This is a genomic window from Martelella sp. K41-7, assembly GCF_055808365.1.
The window spans coordinates 3,659,795-3,680,199 of the sequence record NZ_CM147867.1 but is presented as its reverse complement, the minus strand read 5'-3'; the positions used below and the strand labels follow the sequence as shown (position 1 = coordinate 3,680,199).

The window sequence follows — 20,405 nt, the reverse complement described above, 5'->3', positions numbered from 1 at the left end:
TGGCGGAAATGTGTCTAAAGCCTGACGAAGCGCAAAACGGGACCGAACATCTAGGTCACGCAACGGACGTGACGATGAGGCAGCAAACCGGGCAGCAAAATCCTTGGCAGACCAGGCGATCAAGGATATCCGCCGTGCCACCGGCAAATCCTATTCGGCTGAAGTGAAAGCGTTGCGCCGGGAGGCTCACGATTTAAAAGAAGGTGCAGCCGAGCAGACACTGGAACTGCGCCTGATCAAAGCCCATGATCTCAAGACTGCAGTCGATCGCCACTTCATCGACATAGCCCCGGACTCAGACGTGCCGGTGCTCAAAGGCGACCGGAACGGAATAATCACCGGATCGCGGTGCGTCCTTGAGACGCACCGCGATCCGACACTTTGGATACGTGTATCGTTCCCGATTTCCTGACCGATGCACGGGTCTTGCAACGCACCAGAGACAGGACCGTCACCCCTTTTGGGTGCTGGCCTGATCACAGGCGCTCTATTGCGCGGCCTTTGCGGCGAGAGCCTCCTTGTAAACCTCGATCAGCATCGGAGTCATCATCTCCTGCCCGCCCGGAGGCTGGGAGTTGGTGGCTCCGGTCACAATCACGTCATGTTCCGGCGAATACAGGAAGGCCGCGCGGTATCCGAGCGTCATCCCGAGATAGAAATATACCGGCTCCATCCCAGGTGCTGTCACCCGCGTCAGACCAAGCGTAAAACCCTGCGGGTCTTCATCTGTCACATCGTCGATAATTTTGCCTGTCACCAGCGAAACCGGCGTCACAAACTCCGCCAACTGCTTCTCGGGCAGTACCTTTCCATGAAAGATAGCACGGATCCATTTCGCCAGATCCTCCGGCGTACTGACGATCCCACCCGCAGGCCCCGCCCAGCTCACCGAATCCGCCTTCACGTCCCGGCCCAGGATTGGAGCCAGCTGGCTGACTTCGCAATCCAGGTCGTAGAGTGTGCAGTCTGGGTTGTTGAAATACCCGGAAGCCATTCGCGACAACACGTCCTCGCCATAGGCATCCGGCTCGTAGTAGGTCTCGGTCAGCTCCGCAGGCTTGAAGAGCATCTCCTCGAGCGCGTTCTTATAGGGCATCCCCGATGCCTTCTCGGCAATCATCCCCGCCAGAACATAATTGGTATTGGAATAGAAAAACCCTTCCGGGATCGGAAGGTCCACGGTTTCGCTGGGGTAGGCCATGGCGATCAGCTCGGGCATGGTGAAATCCCGGTCGGGAGCGTTAACGAAAGCGTCGTTCATCTCCGTCGTCTCGGAATAGGTCGGCAGCCCACTGGTCATATGCAACAATTGCTCAATCGTCACGTCGGACCACGCCGGATATTCCGGCAGCCAGTCGCCCACGGTGTCGTGGATATCGACTTTGCCCTCAGCCTCCAGCGCCAGGATCAACGCACCGGTAAACCCCTTGGTGTTGCTGCCGATCTGGAAGAGCGTGCCTTCGTCCACCGGCACAATGCTATCCTTGCCTATGGTGCCAGAATAGGCGCGATAGTTTGGTCCTTCTGCACCCAGGCTGACATAGGCCGAGATACCGGTTACGGCCTCGGGTGCGCTGCGCTCCGCAATAAAATTGTCCAGCTCGGCTTGCAGGTTCTCCTGCATATCGGCCATCGCCGCCGTAGCCCAGAAAGCACCGGCAACGGCCACTAAACATGCCAGGCTGCCCCGCGAAATAAAGTTCTGACCCATATGTCTCTTCCAGTTTAAATAGCTTATAATTGATCAAATGTTTATATAATCAAGAGACTTTGCAAGTAACCCCAAAAACGACAAATCATGGTACCGGTCGTCAAAACGGAAGTGTTTGGCTGCTGCCGGTTCGATGGACGTGGCGCTCGCAACTGTATTTCTCAAATGATTGCGCGGCCCACTTCTGACGCACTTTGCACAGGGCGTTTACGATTGAAACGTGCGATGACCTTGTACGTATTTCGGTCATCACGAAGACGATCAGCAAAGGCCTTCGAGACTGCGTTTTGATCGCGAGCAACATGGGCAGCGCGTTCGCGTGAGAACAGCGGTAGTGTGAAGCACTGATTGGGCTGGGCGGCGCCCACCGCAGCCGCGCAACCGGCGCTGCGAGTACAGCACCCTACCGCGACATGGCATCAAGCCTGATCGGCAGATGCGCCAAGTCGACGCGCGCCAGACCATATTCTCTCGCGCAGCGCAACGTCCTTACATCTTAGAGCCTTTCCGGGTTTCACGGAAGCGCGAAAAGGCTCTAAGTCTTTGTTTTTAAGAGATTCTAGGTGAACCGGTGTCCACTTCACCTGGAATTGTTTCAGGGTGCAGGCGAAGCGAATGCGGCGTCCAGATCGTCAATCAGGTCGTCAATGTGTTCCAGCCCGGCATGAAACCTGAGGATCGGTGCATTTGCAGGGAGCCCCGCAAGACTTGCCCTGCCACGATCAGGTGAAATCGGCATCACAAGGCTTTCAAAGCCGCCCCAGCTGCTTCCCACATAAAACAGGCGAAGCCGGTCGGCCAGCGCTGTCGTATCGAACGCCGGGATGAACACAACGCTGAACAGACCGTTGGAGCCGGTGCCATCGCGTTCCCAGAGCGCATGGCCGGGATGAGCGTCAAGACCGGGGTGAAGCACACGCATGACCTCGGGTCTGCCCTGAAACCAGTCTGCCAGCCGAAGGGCATTGGTTTCGTGGCGCTCAAGCCGCAGCGAGAGCGTTCGTATCCCCCTGAGCGTTGCGTAGGCCTCATCAGGCGCCAGCGTTTGCCCGGTCAAGATGGCAGCGGAACGCACTTTGGCCGCCGCCGGCCCCTAGCGCTCGCCGCTCCCATCATAACATCGGCATGGCCGCCGAGATATTTTGTACCGGCGATGATCGAGACGTCACATCCAAGAGCGAGAGGCTGATAGAGCCAGCCCGACCCGTAGGTATTGTCCGCCACGACGGTCAGTCCGTGGGTGTGGGCGTTCTCGCAAAGCGCAGGCAGATCCATGACCTCAAAGGTCTGGGAACCCGGTGATTCCACAAAGACGAGTTTGGTGTTTTCCCGCAGATAGGGCGTCAGATCGGTGACACCGGACGGAAACAAGTCGTAGCTGGCACCGAAACTATCGAGCACCTCGTCACAAAAAGTTCTGGTCGCGGCAAAAATCGTATCGACCAGCAGAAAATGGTCGCCGGGCCTCAGCAACGCCATCAGCACCGCCGATATCGCTGCAACGCCTGTGGGATAAAGCCAGGCCCCCTCGCCACCCTCCAGATCGGCGATCGCTTCCATCAATGCATGCGCCGTGGTTGTCCCCCGGCGACCATAAGAGAGAATGCTGTCGTCATTTTCACGCGCGGTCTTGCGCGCCTTGTAGCTTTCAAGTGTGTCGTGCAAGATCGTCGAGGCACGCACGACCGGCGGATTGGCAGGCCCCGGCAGGCCGGGCTGGCCGTAGTGACACAGCTTCGTTTCCCGTTTCATGTCACAAAATCTCCGCTTCCATGGCCGTAAGAGGGTTAAGCGCACCACGCTCCTGCGCGTCAAGCTGGCTTAGAAGGTTTAGCTCCCAGGCAAGATACTGGCGTGCTGCTTCAAGGTTGTCATTGTGACGGTCATGAACGAAGAAAAGGAAATCGATGCAGTCCTTTTCCGAAGGTTCGAAGGGGGTGGTGACGACTGAAAGCCCTCCCTTCTCCCACATGTCCGGACCACCGACGCAGCCCGCCACATTGCTGGCCCCAAATTCGCCAAGGCGCTGTATCACCCCGGCAACCAGTTGCTCTGCACTGGCCGAGAACGATGATGGGCGGGTGGCCGGCATCTTCCCTGGTCAGGCGGGCGCGGGTCACCCAGCGCGCACCTTCGACATGGGCTTTGCGGTACTGCATCCCGCGCGAGGCGTCATAGATCCGGGCACCGGCCTTTTGTGCTGTTGCCACCTCCTCAATGGTCATGGGGCGGAACGGCGGTGACGGCGGCGACGCCGGTTCACCGGTTTCCAATCCCTTTCGGGAATCGGCATCGAGAATAAAAACCTCATGGCCCATACCGGCAAGCCAGATCGCGGTTCCCGCAGCCCGCAGCCCGAAATCGTCGCAAAGCACAATCCGCGCATTGCGGGTCGCCAGATACTCGTCGGTCGCTTGAACCAGCTGTCCTCCGGGTGCATGAACATCCCCCTGAATATGCGCCATGCGATATTCTGTCTCGGTGCGCACATCGAAAACAAAGGTCGTGCGCGCCGGATCAGACCGCATCGTCTCGAGTTCGGCACTGGAGATCACGTTCAGGCCAAACCGGGCAATGAGATCGGCGGCGCGCTGCCTGGCGAGTGTCTCGGACCTTTCACCGAGATCCGGTTGCGGCTTCGGTTCCTCGCCGTGGCGCAGCTCGAAGCCGGCCAGCCGCCACCCCTGGGTGCCGTTGCGAAGGGCATAGACCGGGTTTTTGAGCCCGATATTGCGCAATGACTGGGCGCCGATAATGGAGCGTGTCCGGCCAGCGCAATTAATGACCACCGGTGTGCTTTCATCGGCAACCAGTTCCGGCAGGCGATAAGCCAGTTCCGCATTCGGGCAGGACTTTGCGCCGGGCAACGACATCTTTTTGAATTCGTGGGCCGGGCGGCCATCGAGCATGACCAGCGGAGCGCCCTGCCGTTGCATCTCAAGCAGTTCCTCAGCCGAAACGGACGGCGTGTGGAAGGCTTCCTCCACCAGTTCCCCAAAGCTCTTGGAAACGACATTGACGCCCTTGAAGAGCGTGTAGCCGGCCGCAGCCCACGCAGGCGCGCCACCTTCGAGCACGAGGAGTGCGGTGTATCCCATCTCGGCAAGGCGGCGATGCGCCAGCTCGGCGACACCGTCGCCGTCATCCATCAAAATGCAAAGCGTGTCGCGGCGTGGCACCAGAAGCGGCGCCCTTTCCTCGATGACGCTGTAGGGAAGGTTCACACAGAAAAACGGGTGCCCCTCACCATATTGGCCATGTTCGCGCACATCCAAAAAGGCATACTCGTCCGCTTCTCCGAGCAGCGCCTTCAGCGCCCTCGCGGAGATCATTTCAAAAGGCATTCTCTGTTCCTATTCAGGTGCGCGTCTTCACGCCGACGGCCATGATCTTGTAACTGTTGTTGTCCAGATCGAAGGCCTTGCGTTCGGTCAGGGTTTCAAGCGGCCGGCCGTAGAAATGCAGATGGCGGATAACCGCATCGCCAGGAATTTCCACGCTGTGAATATCGTCCGGCATCAGCGCGACGGAGCGACCGGGAGAAATGTCCACGACCTCACGGACTTCAAGCAGGGCATGGCCCGGCTTGCTGCCGTCATCCTTGCGCTCATAAAGGGTGTTCAGCTCACTGCCTTCCACTGCGGCGACGCAAGCCCAGGTGGTATGATCATGCGGCGGTATCTTCTTTCCGGCGCGCATGACATTGAGATAAAGGGTAATGCCCGACGGACTTTCCGACCCGATCAGATAGCGGGCCTGACGCTCTTCGCCCGCCGGCGGCGCATAGTTCGCGTCGGACCAGAAGGCCGCATTGGCGGCAAGCGCCTGAAGGTCGTTTCGGATGCTGTCGAGCATATTGCGGTCCAGTTCCGCCCCGTCGAGGCGGCCCCGGGTCGTTTCAATGAGCTGACGCACAGCTTCAGCGCGTTCGGCTGAACGTTCTGCAGGGCTTGAAGATGTCATCGAAGATACTCCCTTGGATCGAATTATGGTTGAGCGGCGGTCAGACAGCGGGTGTGATCGCGCGCCGCGCATGCAGGTAGCGGATGCCGTGGACGATGGGTGCCAGCCACATCAGCGCCGCGATCATCAGCATGGCAAGGCTGATCGGATGGGTGACCGGGTCGATGAAGACAAGCCAGTTGCCATGCGAGATCGAAAGCGAATTGGAAAATGCCGCCTCCATCTGCGCCCCCAGAACCAGCCCGAGGATGGCAGGCCCCAGAGGGATATCCGAGACCTTCATAAGATAGGCAACGACACCCGCGCCGACCGCTATCCAGACATTGAAGAGGTTGTTGCCATCGGAATAGGCGCCCAGCAGGCAGAGAAGAATGATGATGCCGACCATGACATTTCTCGGGACGGCAAAAATCGTCCTTGTCACGGTATGGATCACGACAAATGCGGCAGGCGCCATCAACAGATTACATGCCAGAAAGGCCACCATGATCATCCAGGCGATATCGGCATGCTGTGAGAACAGCAGCGGACCGGGAACCAGGCCATGCAGTGCCATGGCACCGATGAACAAAGCCGACGTGGAGTTACCGGGAACGCCGAGCGAAAGCAGCGGCACCATGGAACTTGCCGTGACCGCATTGTTGGCCGCCTCGGGGGCAGCAATGCCCTCAGGCGCGCCCTCGTCCCAGTTCGGCTCGCCGGGGCGGCCTTCAAAATGCTTGCGGAAACGGCGGGCAGCCTGTCCATAGGCGATGTAGATCGCCATCAGCATCCCGGCCCCCGGCAGGACGCCGATGAAATTGCCGATCGCCGCACTGGTCAGCCATGTAGGGATAAGCCGGCGTATCATCTTGCCGCTAAGACGCATCGAGCCGATTTCGGGCAAGGGCTCGCTTTCAATCTGCTCGCGCCGTTCATAAGCATGGTCACGCAGCAGTTCGAACACGGCGGCAACACCAAACAGACCGACCAGTAGAGGCACGAATGGGATGCCCTCGATCAGGTTGAAATTGCCGAACATATAGCGCGGCGTACCGGTTATCTGGCTGTAGCCAATGGTTGCGACCAGCAGACCGATCGTAGCGGACACAAGGCCCTTCAGCACATTGCCTGAGACAAGGCCGACCACACTGGAAAGGCCGAGAACCGTGAGCGCGGCATTTTCGACATAGCCGAAACGAAGCGCCACCTTGGCAAGCGCGGGCGCAAAGATCAGCAGGACGAAGCCACTCAGGACACCGCCGATTACGGATGATGTCATTGCGATGCCCAGTGCCTGCCCGGCCTTGCCCTGACGCGCCATCGCATTGCCGTTTATCGTGGTCAAAAGTGCCGATGCGGTTCCCGGCACCCGGATCATGATGGCGGGAATTGCGCCACCGGCAGCGGCCGCGCAATAGATGCCGACCATCAGTGCAAGTGCCTGTTCGGCTGGAAGGCTGAACGAAAAGGGGATGAACACCGCAAATGCAATATTGTCGTTGACGCCCGGTATAGAGCCCACGACGAGACCGACAAAAACGCCGACCGACAGCATCATCAGAACGGACGGTTGCAGCAGTTGTGAGAAACCAAGAAGGATCTGATCCATGATCAAAAGCCCGGTGCGATGAAGGAAAGGAAGGAGGCCGGTAAATGGACGTTCAGCACCAGAACGAAGATGCCGTAGATGACCAGAGTGATCGCTACGGCAAGACCGAGTGACCGCCCCGGCCGCCGAAGTCCGGCGAGCCGAAAGATCGCCATCAAGAACAACACGGTCGTAATCGCGAAACCCACACCCGCTTTCAGAGCGAGCCCCCACAACACAATCAGAAATGCAGCAAGTGCCACGATGCCGAAATCATGGAATGGCAGCGCCTGACCTTTTCCTGATACCAGCGCCCTCAAGAAGATCATGAGGCCGCAGGATGCCAGGACCAGTGACACGATCAGGGGAAAAGGCCGCGACGCCGTGTCGAACCCGGTTGCCAGCCAAGCGGCACCAGCGCCCAAAAGCGTTAGTACGATCCCCGTCCAAAGATCGGTGTCAGTGCATAAACTGCGGCCGGATGAGAGATTTTTTCCGGATGTCGACATGATAACCTCGAAAAGCTGAAACCGGGTGCCGGATGCGGCCAATAGAGTGGCACGCATCTGAAGGCATGTCTGCATATCGACCGGAGCGCGCGACGGGCCCTCCAGGTTGCCAGACGTTCGGATCAATACCGCCCAAACGTCTGGTACGCAGAGCTTTGTTCTACTTGCCCAGTCCGTTTTCGTCGATGATCGGCACAACCTGGTCGGAATAGGAGGTAATGATCGCCTCGAAATCGGCCGCATCGCGGTAGATCGGGTCGAAACCGGCGTCCTTCATATTCTGCCTGTAGCCTTCATCGTCATAGACATGCTTGAGCAGATCGGAAAGATAGATCACCACCTCGTCCGGCGTGCCGGCAGGCACGGCCCAGCCACGGAAAGTTGCCCAGATCGGAACATTGAGACCGGCTTCTTCAAATGTCGGAACATCGGGGAAGTTCGGGTCGCGTTCGTCAGAGGCAATGGCGAGGATCCGCACGGTACCGGCTTCGGCGTGGCTCATCGCCTCGCCCATCGGCCAGAAGGCGCCATCGGCATGATCACCGGCTACCGCCTGAAGCTGCTCGCCGAACCCCTTGGCAGGAATATAGTTGAATTCGAGACCGGCAGCTGTCGTCAACGCCAGGCCTGCCATATGATGCGAAGTGCCAATGCCGGCGACGGTCATGTTGAGCGGGCTCTTCTTTGTCGCCGCGACGAAGTCATCGATGTTGGCAAAAGGCGAACCGGCCGGGACGGCAATCACTTCGGGGTCGATATTGTACGCTGCTACGGGCTTGAAATCGGTGATCTTGTAGGGCGCGCCCTTGAGCTGGGGATTGGTCACCACGGAGCTGGTCATGGCAAGCACTGTATAGCCATCCGGCTTGGCCTTGGAGACGAAGCTCTGCCCGACAACGCCGCCGCCGCCAGCGCGATTGGCAACGACAACTTCTTTTCCGTCGAGGAATGTGTTGGCGGTTTCGGCGATCAGGCGCGAGGTCACGTCAACGCTGCCACCCGGAGCGAAAGGCACGACAAGCTCGATGTCCTTTGTCGGATAATCCTGCGCGGATGCTGTCGTGGCAATACCGCCGGCGACGAGTACGCCGAGGATGAGAGATTTGAACATGGATTGTTCTCCTGCTGGTTGAGAGATTTTTCTTTTGGTTATTTCTCGACGGTAGGGCAAAAAAAATATTAGGTAAATTTAGAAAAATATGTGAAGTCATTAGTAAATCTAATGTGATTCAGGTGTGGACATCGACTTTCATATCAGCCATTTGCGAACACTGCGGGCCGTTTATGAGACGGGCAGCTTCGAGGGTGCCGCCCGGAAGGTGGGGCGCACGCAATCTGCCGTGACCCAGCAGATGCAGAAGCTGGAGAGCCTCACTGGGGTTCAGCTTTTCCGCCAGGTCGGGCGCAAGCGGGAACTCACGCCCGCGGGGCTGACCCTGGTCAATTATGCCCGAGAAATCCTGTCTTTGTCGCGTTTTGCGATGGCCGCACTGACACAGTCCGATCAGCAGGACGTTGTGCAGCTTGGCGCCCCACAGGAAATAGCGGAGCGGCTTCTCCCCGAGATACTCGCGGAATACAGCAGGGCGTGGCCATCGGTGCGCGCCGTCATCCATGTCGGGCGAAGTCCGGACCTGATGACATTGCTGCAAGACGGCCTGCTCGACATCACGTTGAGCACACGCCGTTCCGGGCTTTTCGGCGGCACGCGTATTGCCAGTATTCCGGCCTGCTGGCTTGCGGCGCCCCATTTCAAACTGGATCGGCAGATGCCGGTGCCGCTCGTTCTCGCCGATGAGCCGAGCATGTTCCGTCAGATCGCGCTCGATGCGCTCGATGTCGATGGTTACTCGTATATCGAACGCGTCACCTCTCCGTCGCTTGCCGGCGTGAGGCTCTCGGTTGCGGCGGGCCTTGGCATAACGGCGCGCACAGAAAGTTCGTTCTTTTCCGCAACCCGGTTGCTGGGGCCTGATGACGGCCTGCCGTCCCTGCCGTTGGTGAATTATTACGCGCATCTGGGCAAACAGGCCGATCAGGATCATGTCCGCTTCCTGTTCGACATGATTCTCGAAAGCCGTAGCTGACACAGGCGCGATTATTTCAGGCCCTGTTGCGGCCCCGCGCTAAAGTGCGGCTTTTCGCGAAAGAAATGTCGGCGCCTCTGCGCTTGAGCATACGAACAATACAAAAAGTTAACCTTCCGGAAACACACAAGACAGTTTGCTCTGCTATCGGTTCTCAACAATAGTTCTCAGGCGGCATCGGGTTGCTGTCCCCAAACCGAATGACCGATGAAACGGCAGTCAAGAAGAACCTTTCTGGTTTTGGGTGCGCAAAACAGACGGCGTCAAACCTTAGAGCCGGATTCAAAAGTTCATGATGGGAAACAATATCGTGCGAGGCGTCTGGTCATCACCCTGATGCTGGCGATGTTGACCCATGCTGTGGCGCTTGCGATGGACTTTTCCCAATCTTTGGCCAACCGACGGCATCGTCCGAACCAGCCGAAGGTGCGCTCCACCACCCATCGGCGGGGCAGAACCTCAAAGCCTTTCGCTATGTCGGAGCGCTTGATGATTTCAAGGTTCCATTGGCCGCATCCGCGCAGCGCTTTTCGCAACTTCTGCCCGGCATAGCCGCCATCTGCGAAGACATGGCGCAACCAGGGGAAACGGTAGCGGATGGCTTTCAGGACATCGGGCGCACCGTCGCGGTCCTGGATATCGGCAGCATGGACAAGCACGAACAGCATCAGCCCGATCGTATCGGTGATGATGTGGCGCTTGCGGCCCTTGATCTTCTTGCCGGCGTCGTAGCCCGAAACCCCGCCGCTTTCGGTGGTCTTGACACTCTGGCTGTCGATGACACCGGCTGTGGGCGAGGCCTCGCGCCCCTCCAGTTCGCGCGTAGCGCAGACGAGCAGATGATTGATGGTCTGCCAAAGGCCGATGTCGCGCCAGCCATAGAAATAGCCTCGCACCGTGGAGACCGGAGGGAAGTCCTTCGGCAGAGCCCGCCATTGACTGCCGCTGCCCGCAATATAAAGGATCGCGTTCACCACTTCCCTCATATTCGTTTTCCGTGGCCGCCCGCCGGGCTTGGCCAGCGGTATCAGTGGAGCAATTACAGCCCACTCACGGTCCGTCAAATCGGTTGGATAGCGAAGGCGATCCCGGTTATGCTGCAGGCGGGTGATATCATTCCAGGGCATGCGATCCTCCACGTTCTTGGCAGAGGTGGTTGAATCACATCCTTCTGATATCACTCAACAACTTTTAAATCGGGCTCTTACGGAGGAAGCAACGATGAGTGACATGATCGATTTTGCTACGGGCGCCCCGGGTATCGGCGCCCGCTGGACGTCGAGCGCAAAGAGCGGGGTTGGCACCGCGCTTTCGAACGCTTCTCCGGTCTGGTTTACGCTGAGCCACGGCATTCTCAACGAGATATACTATCCGCGCGTCGACAGCGCGTGTACGCGCGATTTCGGGTTTGTCGTGACCGGACCTGAAGGCTATTTTTCCGAGGAAAAGCGCGATTGCGAACAGGAAACCGCACCGTTGGAAGGCGGCATTCCGGCATTTTCGATCGTGAATACTGCCATAGACGGCGCCTACCGGATCGAAAAGCAGATCATCAGCGACCCCGCCCGGGCCAGCGTTCTCCAGCGCATTTCGTTTACCGCGCTCAAGGGCAAGGCGGGCGACTATCGGGTGAACGCGCTTCTGGCGCCGCATCTGGTCAATGCCGGAGCATCGAATTCGGCCTGGATCGGCGAGTTCGAGGGCGCGCCGATCCTGTTTGCCAGCGGCCGCTCCCGCTATCTGGCGCTGGCTTCGAGCGCGCCGTGGCGAGCAATGTCCGCCGGTTTCGTCGGGACGTCGGATGGCTGGCAGCAATTGTCCCGGCATGGACGGCTCGTCGAGCAGTACCAGCGCGCCGATGACGGCAACGTCGCCCTCGCCGGCGAGATCGACTTTGCCGACAGCGACGGGACCGTGGTGCTGGCGCTCGGTTTCGGCCAGACCGAACATGAAGCGGCGGCGGCGGCCACGCGGAGCCTGAAGGACGGCTTCGACCATGCTCTGGACAAATATGTCACCGGCTGGCGGAAGTGGCAGGACGGTCTGGCTCCGCTCGATCGCAAGCAGCAAGACGGGATCAACGCCTATCGTGTCTCGACGGCGGTGCTTGCGACCCATCGTGCGTCGGACCGTCCTGGGGCCGCGGTTGCCAGCCTGTCGATCCCCTGGGGGTTTTCCAAGGGCGATGGCGATCTCGGCGGGTACCATCTGGTGTGGCCGCGCGACCTGGTCGAGACGGCTGGCGGCTTTCTGGCTGCCGGTGATGCGAAAGAGGCATTGGCGATCCTCGACTATCTGCGCGAACTGCAGCAGCCCTCCGGTCGCTGGGCGCAAAATTTCTGGCTCGACGGCAAGCCGTACTGGGGTGGCGTCCAGATGGACGAATGCGCCTTCCCGATCCTGCTCGCTGACATGCTGCGCCGGAACGGCCATCTCAACAGCAAGGCCATGCGCCGGTTCTTGCCGATGATACAAAGTGCTGCCGGCTATATCCTCGCCAACGGTCCATCCACCGGAGAAGATCGTTGGGAGGAGGACGGCGGATACAGCCCGTTCACGCTCGCGGTGGAAATCACAGCCCTGCTGGCCGCTGCCGACATGCTAGAGATCGACGGTGAGAAGAAAGCGGCCGATCATCTGCGCGAGACGGCGGATTGCTGGAACGAGCAGATCGAGAAATGGACGTTCGAGGGTGATCCGGAACTGTGCAGGGCGCTGGATATCTCCGGCTATTATGTGCGGATTGCCTCGCCCGGCGCTACGGATACCGCTGGTCCGGCAGGAACCACGCCGATCCGCAACCAGACGTCCGACCACTCGCTTATGGCGAGCGATGCCGTGATCAGTCCAGATGCGCTGGCACTGGTGCGCTTCGGGCTACGCGCGGCGGACGACCCGCGTATCTTGGATACCGTCAAGGCGATCGATCACACTCTGCGCGCGGAACTGCCGCAAGGCGCACTCTGGTATCGATATACAGGCGATGGCTATGGCGAGCATGAGGACGGCCAACCTTTTGATGGTATCGGTCAAGGGCGAGCCTGGCCCTTGCTGGCCGGCGAGCGCGCCCATTACGAGCTTGCCGCTGGCAGGACCGGTGCTGCCGAGGCGTTGCTTTCAACGCTCGAAAAATCCGCCAATGCCGGCGGGTTGCTCCCGGAGCAAAGCTGGGATGGCCCCGATATGCCGGATCGTGAGCTTTATTTCGGCCGCCCCTCGGGTAGCGCGATGCCGCTGGTCTGGGCGCATTCGGAGCATATCAAACTGTTGCGCTCACTCGCCGATGGCGCCGTGTTCGACATGCCGCCGCAGGGCCGGACCCGCTACATCGAGAAGCAGACAGGATCAAAAATACGGATCTGGCGGTTCAACAACAGGTTGACCACAATACCGGCCGGCAAGACGCTGAGGATCGAACTTGCGGATGCGGCAACCATCCACTGGAGTGTCGATGGCTGGGCCACCGTCAAGGACATCAAGACGAAGCCATCGGGGCTCGGGACTCATTTCTCGGATTTGCCGTTGAAGGGCGTGGAACCCGGCCATGCGGTGGTTTTCACTTTCTTCTGGCCCGAAAGCGGACAGTGGGAGAATGTAGATTTCACCGTTCGCGTCGGCGAATAAGGCGAACCAGCACAGGAAACGGAGTTTGGACATGCAGATTGGAATGATGGGGCTCGGGCGGATGGGTGCCAACATGGTGCGGCGTCTCATGAAAGACGGCCATGAATGCGTCGTCTTCGACGTGAACCCCGACAATGTCGCTCAGCTGGTCGCGGAGGGCGCCATCGGCGCCAGCTCCGTCGACGACCTGGTCGCCAAGCTGGAACCGCCCCGCGCTGTGTGGATGATGCTGCCGGCGGCGATCACCCCACGCATTGCGCGCGATCTTTCTGCAAAGCTCGAAAAGGGTGACGCCATCATCAATGGCGGCAACTCCAACTACCGCGATGCGATTGACCTGGCCGCCGAATTCGCGCCCGCCGGCGTAGACTTCATCGATGCCGGTACGTCGGGCGGGGTCTGGGGCCTCGAGCGCGGCTATTCGCTGATGATCGGCGGTCCCGAGGCGGCGGTAAAGCGGCTCGATCCGATCTTCGCCTCGCTTGCGCCGGGACCTGATGCGGATGCCACGCCCGCTGCAGGCGAGGGCACAGCCTCAAAGGGTTACCTGCACTGCGGACCGACCGGGGCGGGCCACTTCGTCAAGATGGTGCATAACGGCATCGAATACGGCGTGATGGCGGCCTATGCCGAAGGGCTGAATGTGCTGAAGGCGGCCAATGCGGGCAAAGGCGATCGCGAGGTCGACGCCGAGACGACACCGCTTTCGAACCCGCAATACTACCAGTTCGACATCGATCTTGCCGCCGTGACCGAGGTCTGGCGCCATGGTTCGGTGATCGGGTCGTGGCTTCTGGACCTGACTGCGGCGGCGTTGAAGGAAAATCCGTCTCTCGAAGGGTTTGATGGTCGGGTGTCGGATTCGGGCGAAGGCCGCTGGACATTGCAGGCGGCGATCGACACCAGTGTGCCGGCGCCAGTGCTGTCATCGGCACTGTTCGACCGGTTCTCCTCACGCGGCGAGGCCGAATTCGCAGGCAAGGTTCTTTCGGCGATGCGCTACGCCTTCGGCGGCCATCTGGAAAAGTCATGACGGTGCGGAGAACAAAACGATGACGGAGCAAAAATCTGACGCGCTGGTCGTGTTTGGTGTGACCGGTGATCTGGCCCACAAGATGATCTTCCCCTCGCTTTACGCCATGGTAAAGCGAGGGGCGCTGACCACGCCGGTGATCGGCGTCGCCTTCGACGACTGGACCCTCGACCAGCTGATTGCCCGCGCCAGAGACGCGGTGGAAACCCATGTCGAGGCGATCGACGAGGCGGTGTTTGCGAAATTCACCGGGCTTCTATCCTATGTTTCCGGCGACTATCGCAGCCAGTCCACCTTCGACACGCTGCGCGAGACGCTCGGCAAGGCCAAAAGCCCGCTCTATTATCTCGCCATCCCGCCATCGCTGTTCGAAACCGTCGCAGGCGGGCTCGACAAGGCGGGGATCGCCAGGGGCGCCCGGCTGATGGTGGAAAAGCCGTTCGGGCGCGATCTTGAATCGGCTGAGGCGCTCAATCAGGTGCTGCATGCGGTGTTCGAGGAAGATGCGATCTTCCGCATCGACCATTTCCTCGGCAAGGAAGCGATCCAGAACCTGCTCTATTTCCGCTTCGCCAATGCCTTTCTGGAGCCGATCTGGAACCGCGACCATATCGACAGTGTCCAGATCACCATGGCCGAGGATTTCGGCGTTGCGGGACGCGGCAAGTTTTATGACGAGGTCGGCTGCATTCGCGACGTGATCCAGAACCATCTGGTCAACGTGCTGCTGCTTTTGGCGATGGAGCCGCCCGTGACCGGTCTCGTCCGACGATCTGGTGGACGAGAAGGTGCAGATTTTGAAGGCCATCCCGCCGCTGACGCACGAAGATGTGGTGCGTGGCCAGTTCGACGGCTATGTCGATGAGCCGGGCGTTGCCGCCGGCTCGACGACGGAGACCTTTGCCGCCGTGCGGTTTCATCTCAATACCTGGCGCTGGAGCGGCGTGCCCTTTTTCATCCGGGCCGGCAAGAACCTCCCCGTTCACGCGACCGAAGTCGTGGTGCGCTTCAAGAGCCCGCCGATTGCGCTTTTCGATACGGTGAAGCATTCCAGTTCCAACTACGTGCGCTTTCGTCTTGGCCCGAATATCGAGATCGGTCTTGGTGCCCGACGCAAATCGCCGGGCGAGGACATGCGCGGCGAGGCGGTGGAGCTTGCCGCCGTTGATGACGGTGTCGGTGATCTGGCGCCCTATGACCGGCTGATCGGCGATGCCATGGCTGGCCGACGCGAACTGTTCACCCGCGAGGATGCGGCCGAACTCGCATGGACGATCTTCGAGCCGATCCTCGACGACAAGTCGCAGCCGGAAAACTACAAGCCCGGCACCTGGGGATCTGAGAAAATGACACGTTTTGCGCCACCCGGCGGCTGGTTCGATCCAGCGCAATCCTGAAGGAGCAAGATATGGACCAGACCAATCAGAAAGGCAGCGAGCGCCGTGTTCTCGCCATCGATATCGGCGGCAGCCACGTCAAGATTCGCTCCAGCGCCGGTGGCCCGGAACGGAAGGCCGATAGCGGAAAGAACATGACCGCAGCCGAGATGGTGGTCGCGGTCAAGGATATGGCAAAAGGCTTCGATTACGATGTCATCGCGATCGGCTATCCGGGACCGGTGGTTCATAACAAGCCGGTCGCAGAGCCGGCGAACCTGGGCGAAGGCTGGGTCGGTTTCAACTACCGTGAGGCATTCGGCTGTCCGGTGCGGATGGTCAATGATGCGCTGCTGCAGGCGCTGGGGTCCTATCAGGGCGACAGCATGCTGTTTCTCGGGCTTGGCACCGGTCTCGGCGCCGCTATGGTCATCGAAAATGTTGCCCAGCCGCTGGAAATCGCCCATCTGCCCTACCGCAAAGGCAAGACCTTCGAGCACTATGTCGGCAAGCAATACCGCAAGAAACACGGCAAGAAGAAGTGGCGGAAACGGGTCCATGACGTCGTCGACAAGCTGACGGCTGCAATGCAGCCCGACTATATCGTCATCGGCGGCGGCGATGTCGACAAGCTGGATGAGCTCCCGCCCAAGTCCCGCCGCGGTGACAACACGCTGGCATTCGACGGCGGCTTCCGCCTTTGGCAGGATGACAGCCTGATTGTCTGACGCATGCAAGCGTGGACATCCGCAAAGCTGCGATCCGCTGCCGTAAAGCAGCGTCCTGAAAAATGAAATCGGAGATTACCATGACGACGACTCTCATGATCCAGCCGCTGATTGCTCTGATTGCCGGACTGGTCATCCTGTTTGTGCCGCGCGTTCTGAATTACGTGGTGGCCGGATACCTGATCCTGGTCGGTTTGATCGGCCTTTACCCACATCTGCTGGGTCCGGCGCTGTAACGCATGCGCCGACCGGCATGTTTGGCCATTGACGAATGAACGCATAAGCCGGACATACACGGCGGACGGGATTGAGAACTTGCCCCTCTACGCAACACTCCGGCGCTTGCGTTTCACGCTGGCGTTTCTGGCGGTCATGCTCATCGCCAATGCCCTGGTCGGTACATTTTCCGGCGAACTGCCGGCGCGCGCGCTGGCAGACTGGGGCATCGGAAAGGATGCTGTGTGGTCCGGAGAAATCTGGCGGTTCGCGACGGCCACTTTTATTTCCCATGACCGGGACATGCTGGTCCGTCAGTTTTTCTTTGCGGCCGCCATTCTCGGCTATACGGAATGGAAATGGGGCAGTGCCTCGACCTTTCACCTGTTCTTCGCCCTCGACTTTGCCGCATCGGGCCTGTTGCTGCTGGGGATCGCCTTGTGGCCGCACACTGCCGGCCTGTCGGCGGCGAATGATGTCGGCATGTCTCTGGGCGGGTTCGGGCTTATAGGGCTTGCCGTGTCCGGCATGCGCTGGCGGTTTCCGCTCTTGGCAGCGTTGCTCCTGATGATCGGACTGAAGATTGCGTTGGCGTTTGATCCGCTTGCCGACATCGGCCACATCATCGCGCTGTGGCTTGGATTTCTGCTGGGATTGGCGCAGCTCAGGATGTCGGCGAGGTAGGACCGGTTGCGACCCGATGCATATGCTCAGGCACGATGAAGCTGCCCAAACGGGAGCACCTCCGGCTACGGATGAAGCGGTCATCGCAAATTGACCATTTGCCAACCGCGCGCTATTTTTCTGAACGGTGAGGCGGCCGGTTGTTCCGGCCGCCCTTTTTGTCGGGTAATCCATGATTTTTCAAGGCGATCAATCCATAGCGGCCAAGCGAGGAGCGATCTCATTTGTCCGGAAGTTCGGACCTCTGCTGGCAACATTCATTCTGTTCGGTCTCGGGGCATTCGCCGTCTACGAGGCATTGCACGGGATATCGATTTCCGACGTCATAGCCCGGATAAAACTGACGCCGACCCATTCATTGCTTCTTGCGGTGCTGGCCACCGCTTGCGGATATGCGGCACTGATCGGTTATGACTGGTCGGCACTGCGCTATGTCGGCAAAGGGGTTCCCCTTCCAACCTTGTCGCTTGGCTCCTTTACCGCCTATGCGCTCAGCAATTCGATCGGGCTTGCCGTCCTGTCAGGCGGCGCCGTTCGGTATCGGTTCTATCGCGGTCTTGGTCTCTCCCTTGCCGACATCACCGTGGTCTCGACCTATTGCGCAATGGCCTTTGGTATCGGCGTCACCGTGATCGGGTTTGCAGCGATTGCCTGGCATCCGGCGGCAATGGAGCACTTCGTTCCATTGTCGGCCGACACGATCAGGGTCGCGGCGCTTGCTGCGTTCGCAGCTGTGACGATTGGCGTTGCCTGGAGTTCGATTGCCCGGCATCCGATCGGTTTTGGCCGTTTCAGATTTGTCATGCCGCCGCCCCGCGATGCGGCGCTTCAGATTCTGTTCTCGCTTCTCGACATCATCTTCGCGGCGGCAACGCTCTATATCCTGTTGCCGTCCGGCGCATCGGCGGTCGTGACCTTCCCGACCTTCGTCGCGGTTTTTGCCGCAGCTGCCGTCGCGGCGGTGCTCAGTCACGTTCCGGGCGGCGTCGGCGTTTTCGAAGCCGTCATCCTTGGCGCATTCGCGACGGTGTCGGATCAGGCGGCAGGCATCGCCGCGGCGCTCCTTGTCTACCGGATCATCTACTACCTTCTGCCGCTCCTGGCAGGCGTCCTCATCCTTGTCGGCGTGGAAATCCGCGAAAGAATGGCGCCGCTTGCAAAGCCGAAAGGAAAGGGACTGAGCGCGCTTTCGGCGCTTTCCTCATTGACCGCTCTGATGCCGTCGGCCGCCGCCGGCTTGACCTTTCTCGCAGGCCTCTTCCTCATTCTGGATGGCATCGTGCCGATCCCGAAGGCCATTCTGGAGGAGCTGCAGCCGGCGGTTCCGGTCGGCCTCTTCGAGTTTTCAAATGTGATCATGGGTGTTACCGGCGGCATTCTCATCGTGCTTGCAAACGGTTTGCGCGCGCGTTCCCGCAGCGCATTCTACATGGCGATTGCCATTCTGGGCCTCGCAGTGATTTCCCTGCTCCTTCAGCGGCTCGATTTCGATCTTGCTTGCGCGCTCGCCTTTCTAGCGGCAGTCCTTTGGGTCTCACGGGATCGTTTCGACCGCAGGACGCCGCTGTCAGCCGGCCAGCACTCCATGACATCGCTTGCCCTCTGGGCCGGGTTTTCCATCTGCGTCATCCTGTTTTTCCTGTTCGCCCATCAGGATGCGGAATATTCCCATTCCCGCTGGTGGCAATTCGCACTCGACGCGAATATGCCACGCGCACTGCGCACCGCCGGCATCAGTGTTTCCGTGTCGCTTGTCGTGCTCCTGTTCCTGGCGCTGAGGCCCGGCGCCGGCGCATCGCCATCAGGCTTTGAAACCGATATTGATCTCGTTCGCTCTGTGATTTCAAAGCAGGATGATCCCGATGCAAACTTTGCTCTGTCGGGAGACAAGCTGTTCCTGTTTTCCGACGATCGGAGTGCCTTTGTCATGTACGGCCGGCATGGCCGCAGCTTCGTGGCTCTGGGGCGACCTTTCGGGCCAAGAGCCTCGATAGCGGAACTGATCGATACGTTCGTTTCAGAAGCGAAGCGGGCTAATTGCCGACCGGCCTTCTATCAGGTCGCGGCAGAAGATCTGGCAACCTTCGTCGATGCCGGTTTCATACCGAGCAAGCTCGGCGAGGAAGCCGTGGTGGATCTCGCCACCTTCGCTCTGGACGGACCGGAGCGGCGCAAGCTCAGGCAGGCACACAACCGTGCGACACGTGATGGCCTCTTGATGGAGATTGCCTCGCCGCCTCATACCGAGGGGCTGATGGCCGAATTAAAGGCGATCTCGGACGAATGGCTCGGCGAGAAACATATGCGGGAAAAGGGGTTTTCCCTTGGCCGTTTCGACGAGGACTATCTCCAGAACTTCCCGCTGGCGCTGGTACGCAAGGAAAGCCGGATTGTCGCCTTCGCCAACATCTTCGAGACATCGACAAGAAAAATCGGGACCATCGATCTGATGCGCCACGCCTCTGACGCTCCCTCGGGCACCATGGATTTCCTTTTTGTCGCGCTGATGCTCGCTCTGAAGCAGGAAGGCTTTCAGCAATTCTCGTTGGGAATGGCGCCGTTGAGCGGACTGGATTTCTCTCGTCACCCGAGGATCTGGGACCATGTGGCTGGCTCCGTTTCCCGGCTTGGCGGCCATTTCTACAATTTCGCGGGCCTGCGCGACTATAAGGACAAGTTCGCGCCCGACTGGCGCTCGCGATATCTCATGACCTGGGGTGGCATTGATCCGCTGCTTGTTGCCAATGATGTGAACGCGCTTGTCAGCGGCGGTCTTCGCGGCGCGATAACGCGCGGCGCAAAAGCCAAAGACGGCGAAGAATGATCTCTCCCTCCTATGCTCAGTACAGAAGGAAGACAGGCGGTCGGGTTTTACTCCGCCCGCGACGAAATTAAGCTGCCAAT

Annotated in this window: 17 protein-coding genes and 1 pseudogene; 9 read left to right on the top strand and 9 right to left on the bottom strand. The window is 59.6% G+C overall.

All coding sequences use genetic code 11. The annotated features are described in order from the left end of the window. The first annotated feature begins 103 nt into the window (after nt 1-103). On the top strand, nt 104-412 hold the full coding sequence (locus AC0L7L_RS17455; RefSeq protein ID WP_473510356.1) for a hypothetical protein: 309 nt from the start codon (nt 104-106) through the stop codon (nt 410-412). 75 nt (nt 413-487) lie between these two features. Here the strand turns inward: AC0L7L_RS17455 and AC0L7L_RS17450 are convergent, their stop codons facing one another. The 8 genes from AC0L7L_RS17450 to AC0L7L_RS17415 all read right to left on the bottom strand — a co-directional run bounded on the left by AC0L7L_RS17450 (nt 488) and on the right by AC0L7L_RS17415 (nt 8,864). After that, nucleotides 488-1,711: a serine hydrolase domain-containing protein gene (locus AC0L7L_RS17450; RefSeq protein ID WP_272213337.1), complete on the bottom strand. Its 1,224-nt coding sequence runs from the start codon at nt 1,709-1,711 to the stop codon at nt 488-490. 595 nt (nt 1,712-2,306) lie between these two features. Next, nucleotides 2,307-2,786, bottom strand: a complete 480-nt coding sequence (locus AC0L7L_RS17445) for a PLP-dependent transferase (protein WP_473510353.1) — start codon at nt 2,784-2,786, stop codon at nt 2,307-2,309. Further along, complete coding sequence (locus tag AC0L7L_RS17440; protein ID WP_473510351.1) at nt 2,765-3,463, bottom strand: trans-sulfuration enzyme family protein; 699 nt, start codon at nt 3,461-3,463, stop codon at nt 2,765-2,767. The genes AC0L7L_RS17445 and AC0L7L_RS17440 overlap by 22 nt, the downstream gene beginning before the upstream one ends. Before the next feature lie 131 nt (nt 3,464-3,594). Beyond that, the gene (locus AC0L7L_RS17435) at nt 3,595-5,055 is read right to left on the bottom strand and encodes a rhodanese-like domain-containing protein (protein ID WP_473510349.1); all 1,461 of its coding nucleotides are present in this window, start codon (nt 5,053-5,055) and stop codon (nt 3,595-3,597) included. Between the two features lie 13 nt (nt 5,056-5,068). Continuing rightward, nucleotides 5,069-5,674: a cysteine dioxygenase family protein gene (locus AC0L7L_RS17430; protein ID WP_272213332.1), complete on the bottom strand. Its 606-nt coding sequence runs from the start codon at nt 5,672-5,674 to the stop codon at nt 5,069-5,071. 40 nt (nt 5,675-5,714) lie between these two features. Next, nucleotides 5,715-7,265 (bottom strand): tripartite tricarboxylate transporter permease, encoded by a 1,551-nt coding sequence (locus AC0L7L_RS17425; protein ID WP_473510347.1) that lies wholly within the window; start codon nt 7,263-7,265, stop codon nt 5,715-5,717. A 2-nt stretch (nt 7,266-7,267) separates the two neighbouring features. Then, nucleotides 7,268-7,753 carry a tripartite tricarboxylate transporter TctB family protein gene (locus tag AC0L7L_RS17420; RefSeq protein ID WP_473510344.1) on the bottom strand — a complete coding sequence of 162 codons (486 nt, stop codon included), beginning with the start codon at nt 7,751-7,753 and terminating at the stop codon, nt 7,268-7,270. Nucleotides 7,754-7,913: 160 nt separating this feature from the next. Beyond that, a complete protein-coding gene (locus AC0L7L_RS17415; RefSeq protein WP_272213328.1) occupies nt 7,914-8,864 on the bottom strand; it encodes a Bug family tripartite tricarboxylate transporter substrate binding protein in 951 nt (316 codons plus the stop codon). 124 nt (nt 8,865-8,988) lie between these two features. Here AC0L7L_RS17415 and AC0L7L_RS17410 point away from each other — a divergent pair, with 124 nt between their 5' ends. Beyond that, nucleotides 8,989-9,840, top strand: a complete 852-nt coding sequence (locus AC0L7L_RS17410; protein ID WP_272213327.1) for a LysR family transcriptional regulator — start codon at nt 8,989-8,991, stop codon at nt 9,838-9,840. A gap of 290 nt (nt 9,841-10,130) precedes the next feature. Here the strand turns inward: AC0L7L_RS17410 and AC0L7L_RS17405 are convergent, their stop codons facing one another. Further along, nucleotides 10,131-10,967 carry an IS5 family transposase gene (locus tag AC0L7L_RS17405; RefSeq protein ID WP_272210312.1) on the bottom strand — a complete coding sequence of 279 codons (837 nt, stop codon included), beginning with the start codon at nt 10,965-10,967 and terminating at the stop codon, nt 10,131-10,133. A 94-nt stretch (nt 10,968-11,061) separates the two neighbouring features. On the opposite strand from AC0L7L_RS17405, the gene AC0L7L_RS17400 reads away from it, so the two are divergent. From AC0L7L_RS17400 to mprF, 7 genes and pseudogenes are all read left to right on the top strand, one after another. After that, on the top strand, nt 11,062-13,464 hold the full coding sequence (locus AC0L7L_RS17400; protein WP_473510341.1) for a glucan 1,4-alpha-glucosidase: 2,403 nt from the start codon (nt 11,062-11,064) through the stop codon (nt 13,462-13,464). Between the two features lie 31 nt (nt 13,465-13,495). Continuing rightward, complete coding sequence (gnd, locus tag AC0L7L_RS17395; protein ID WP_473510339.1) at nt 13,496-14,497, top strand: phosphogluconate dehydrogenase (NAD(+)-dependent, decarboxylating); 1,002 nt, start codon at nt 13,496-13,498, stop codon at nt 14,495-14,497. A 19-nt stretch (nt 14,498-14,516) separates the two neighbouring features. Then, nucleotides 14,517-15,894, top strand: a pseudogene (zwf, locus tag AC0L7L_RS17390) (glucose-6-phosphate dehydrogenase). 11 nt (nt 15,895-15,905) lie between these two features. Next, a complete protein-coding gene (locus AC0L7L_RS17385) occupies nt 15,906-16,601 on the top strand; it encodes an ROK family protein (RefSeq protein ID WP_473510337.1) in 696 nt (231 codons plus the stop codon). An 80-nt stretch (nt 16,602-16,681) separates the two neighbouring features. Continuing rightward, nucleotides 16,682-16,837 carry a DUF3096 domain-containing protein gene (locus AC0L7L_RS17380; protein WP_272213321.1) on the top strand — a complete coding sequence of 52 codons (156 nt, stop codon included), beginning with the start codon at nt 16,682-16,684 and terminating at the stop codon, nt 16,835-16,837. 79 nt (nt 16,838-16,916) lie between these two features. Beyond that, complete coding sequence (locus AC0L7L_RS17375) at nt 16,917-17,501, top strand: hypothetical protein (RefSeq protein WP_272213320.1); 585 nt, start codon at nt 16,917-16,919, stop codon at nt 17,499-17,501. 172 nt (nt 17,502-17,673) lie between these two features. Next, nucleotides 17,674-20,325 carry a bifunctional lysylphosphatidylglycerol flippase/synthetase MprF gene (mprF, locus tag AC0L7L_RS17370; protein WP_473510334.1) on the top strand — a complete coding sequence of 884 codons (2,652 nt, stop codon included), beginning with the start codon at nt 17,674-17,676 and terminating at the stop codon, nt 20,323-20,325. The last annotated feature ends 80 nt before the right edge of the window (nt 20,326-20,405 follow it).

What these genes read in the sequence shown, in the direction of transcription:
- AC0L7L_RS17435 (WP_473510349.1), bottom strand. Translation starts at nt 5,055, where the DNA reads ATGCCTTTTGAAATGATCTCCGCGAGGGCGCTGAAGGCGCTGCTCGGA.
- AC0L7L_RS17420 (WP_473510344.1), bottom strand. Translation starts at nt 7,753, where the DNA reads ATGTCGACATCCGGAAAAAATCTCTCATCCGGCCGCAGTTTATGCACT.
- gnd (WP_473510339.1), top strand. Translation starts at nt 13,496, where the DNA reads ATGCAGATTGGAATGATGGGGCTCGGGCGGATGGGTGCCAACATGGTG.
- AC0L7L_RS17430 (WP_272213332.1), bottom strand. Translation starts at nt 5,674, where the DNA reads ATGACATCTTCAAGCCCTGCAGAACGTTCAGCCGAACGCGCTGAAGCT.
- AC0L7L_RS17450 (WP_272213337.1), bottom strand. Translation starts at nt 1,711, where the DNA reads ATGGGTCAGAACTTTATTTCGCGGGGCAGCCTGGCATGTTTAGTGGCC.
- mprF (WP_473510334.1), top strand. Translation starts at nt 17,674, where the DNA reads ATGATTTTTCAAGGCGATCAATCCATAGCGGCCAAGCGAGGAGCGATC.
- AC0L7L_RS17380 (WP_272213321.1), top strand. Translation starts at nt 16,682, where the DNA reads ATGACGACGACTCTCATGATCCAGCCGCTGATTGCTCTGATTGCCGGA.
- AC0L7L_RS17385 (WP_473510337.1), top strand. Translation starts at nt 15,906, where the DNA reads ATGGACCAGACCAATCAGAAAGGCAGCGAGCGCCGTGTTCTCGCCATC.
- AC0L7L_RS17415 (WP_272213328.1), bottom strand. Translation starts at nt 8,864, where the DNA reads ATGTTCAAATCTCTCATCCTCGGCGTACTCGTCGCCGGCGGTATTGCC.
- AC0L7L_RS17405 (WP_272210312.1), bottom strand. Translation starts at nt 10,967, where the DNA reads ATGCCCTGGAATGATATCACCCGCCTGCAGCATAACCGGGATCGCCTT.
- AC0L7L_RS17440 (WP_473510351.1), bottom strand. Translation starts at nt 3,463, where the DNA reads ATGAAACGGGAAACGAAGCTGTGTCACTACGGCCAGCCCGGCCTGCCG.
- AC0L7L_RS17400 (WP_473510341.1), top strand. Translation starts at nt 11,062, where the DNA reads ATGAGTGACATGATCGATTTTGCTACGGGCGCCCCGGGTATCGGCGCC.
- AC0L7L_RS17425 (WP_473510347.1), bottom strand. Translation starts at nt 7,265, where the DNA reads ATGGATCAGATCCTTCTTGGTTTCTCACAACTGCTGCAACCGTCCGTT.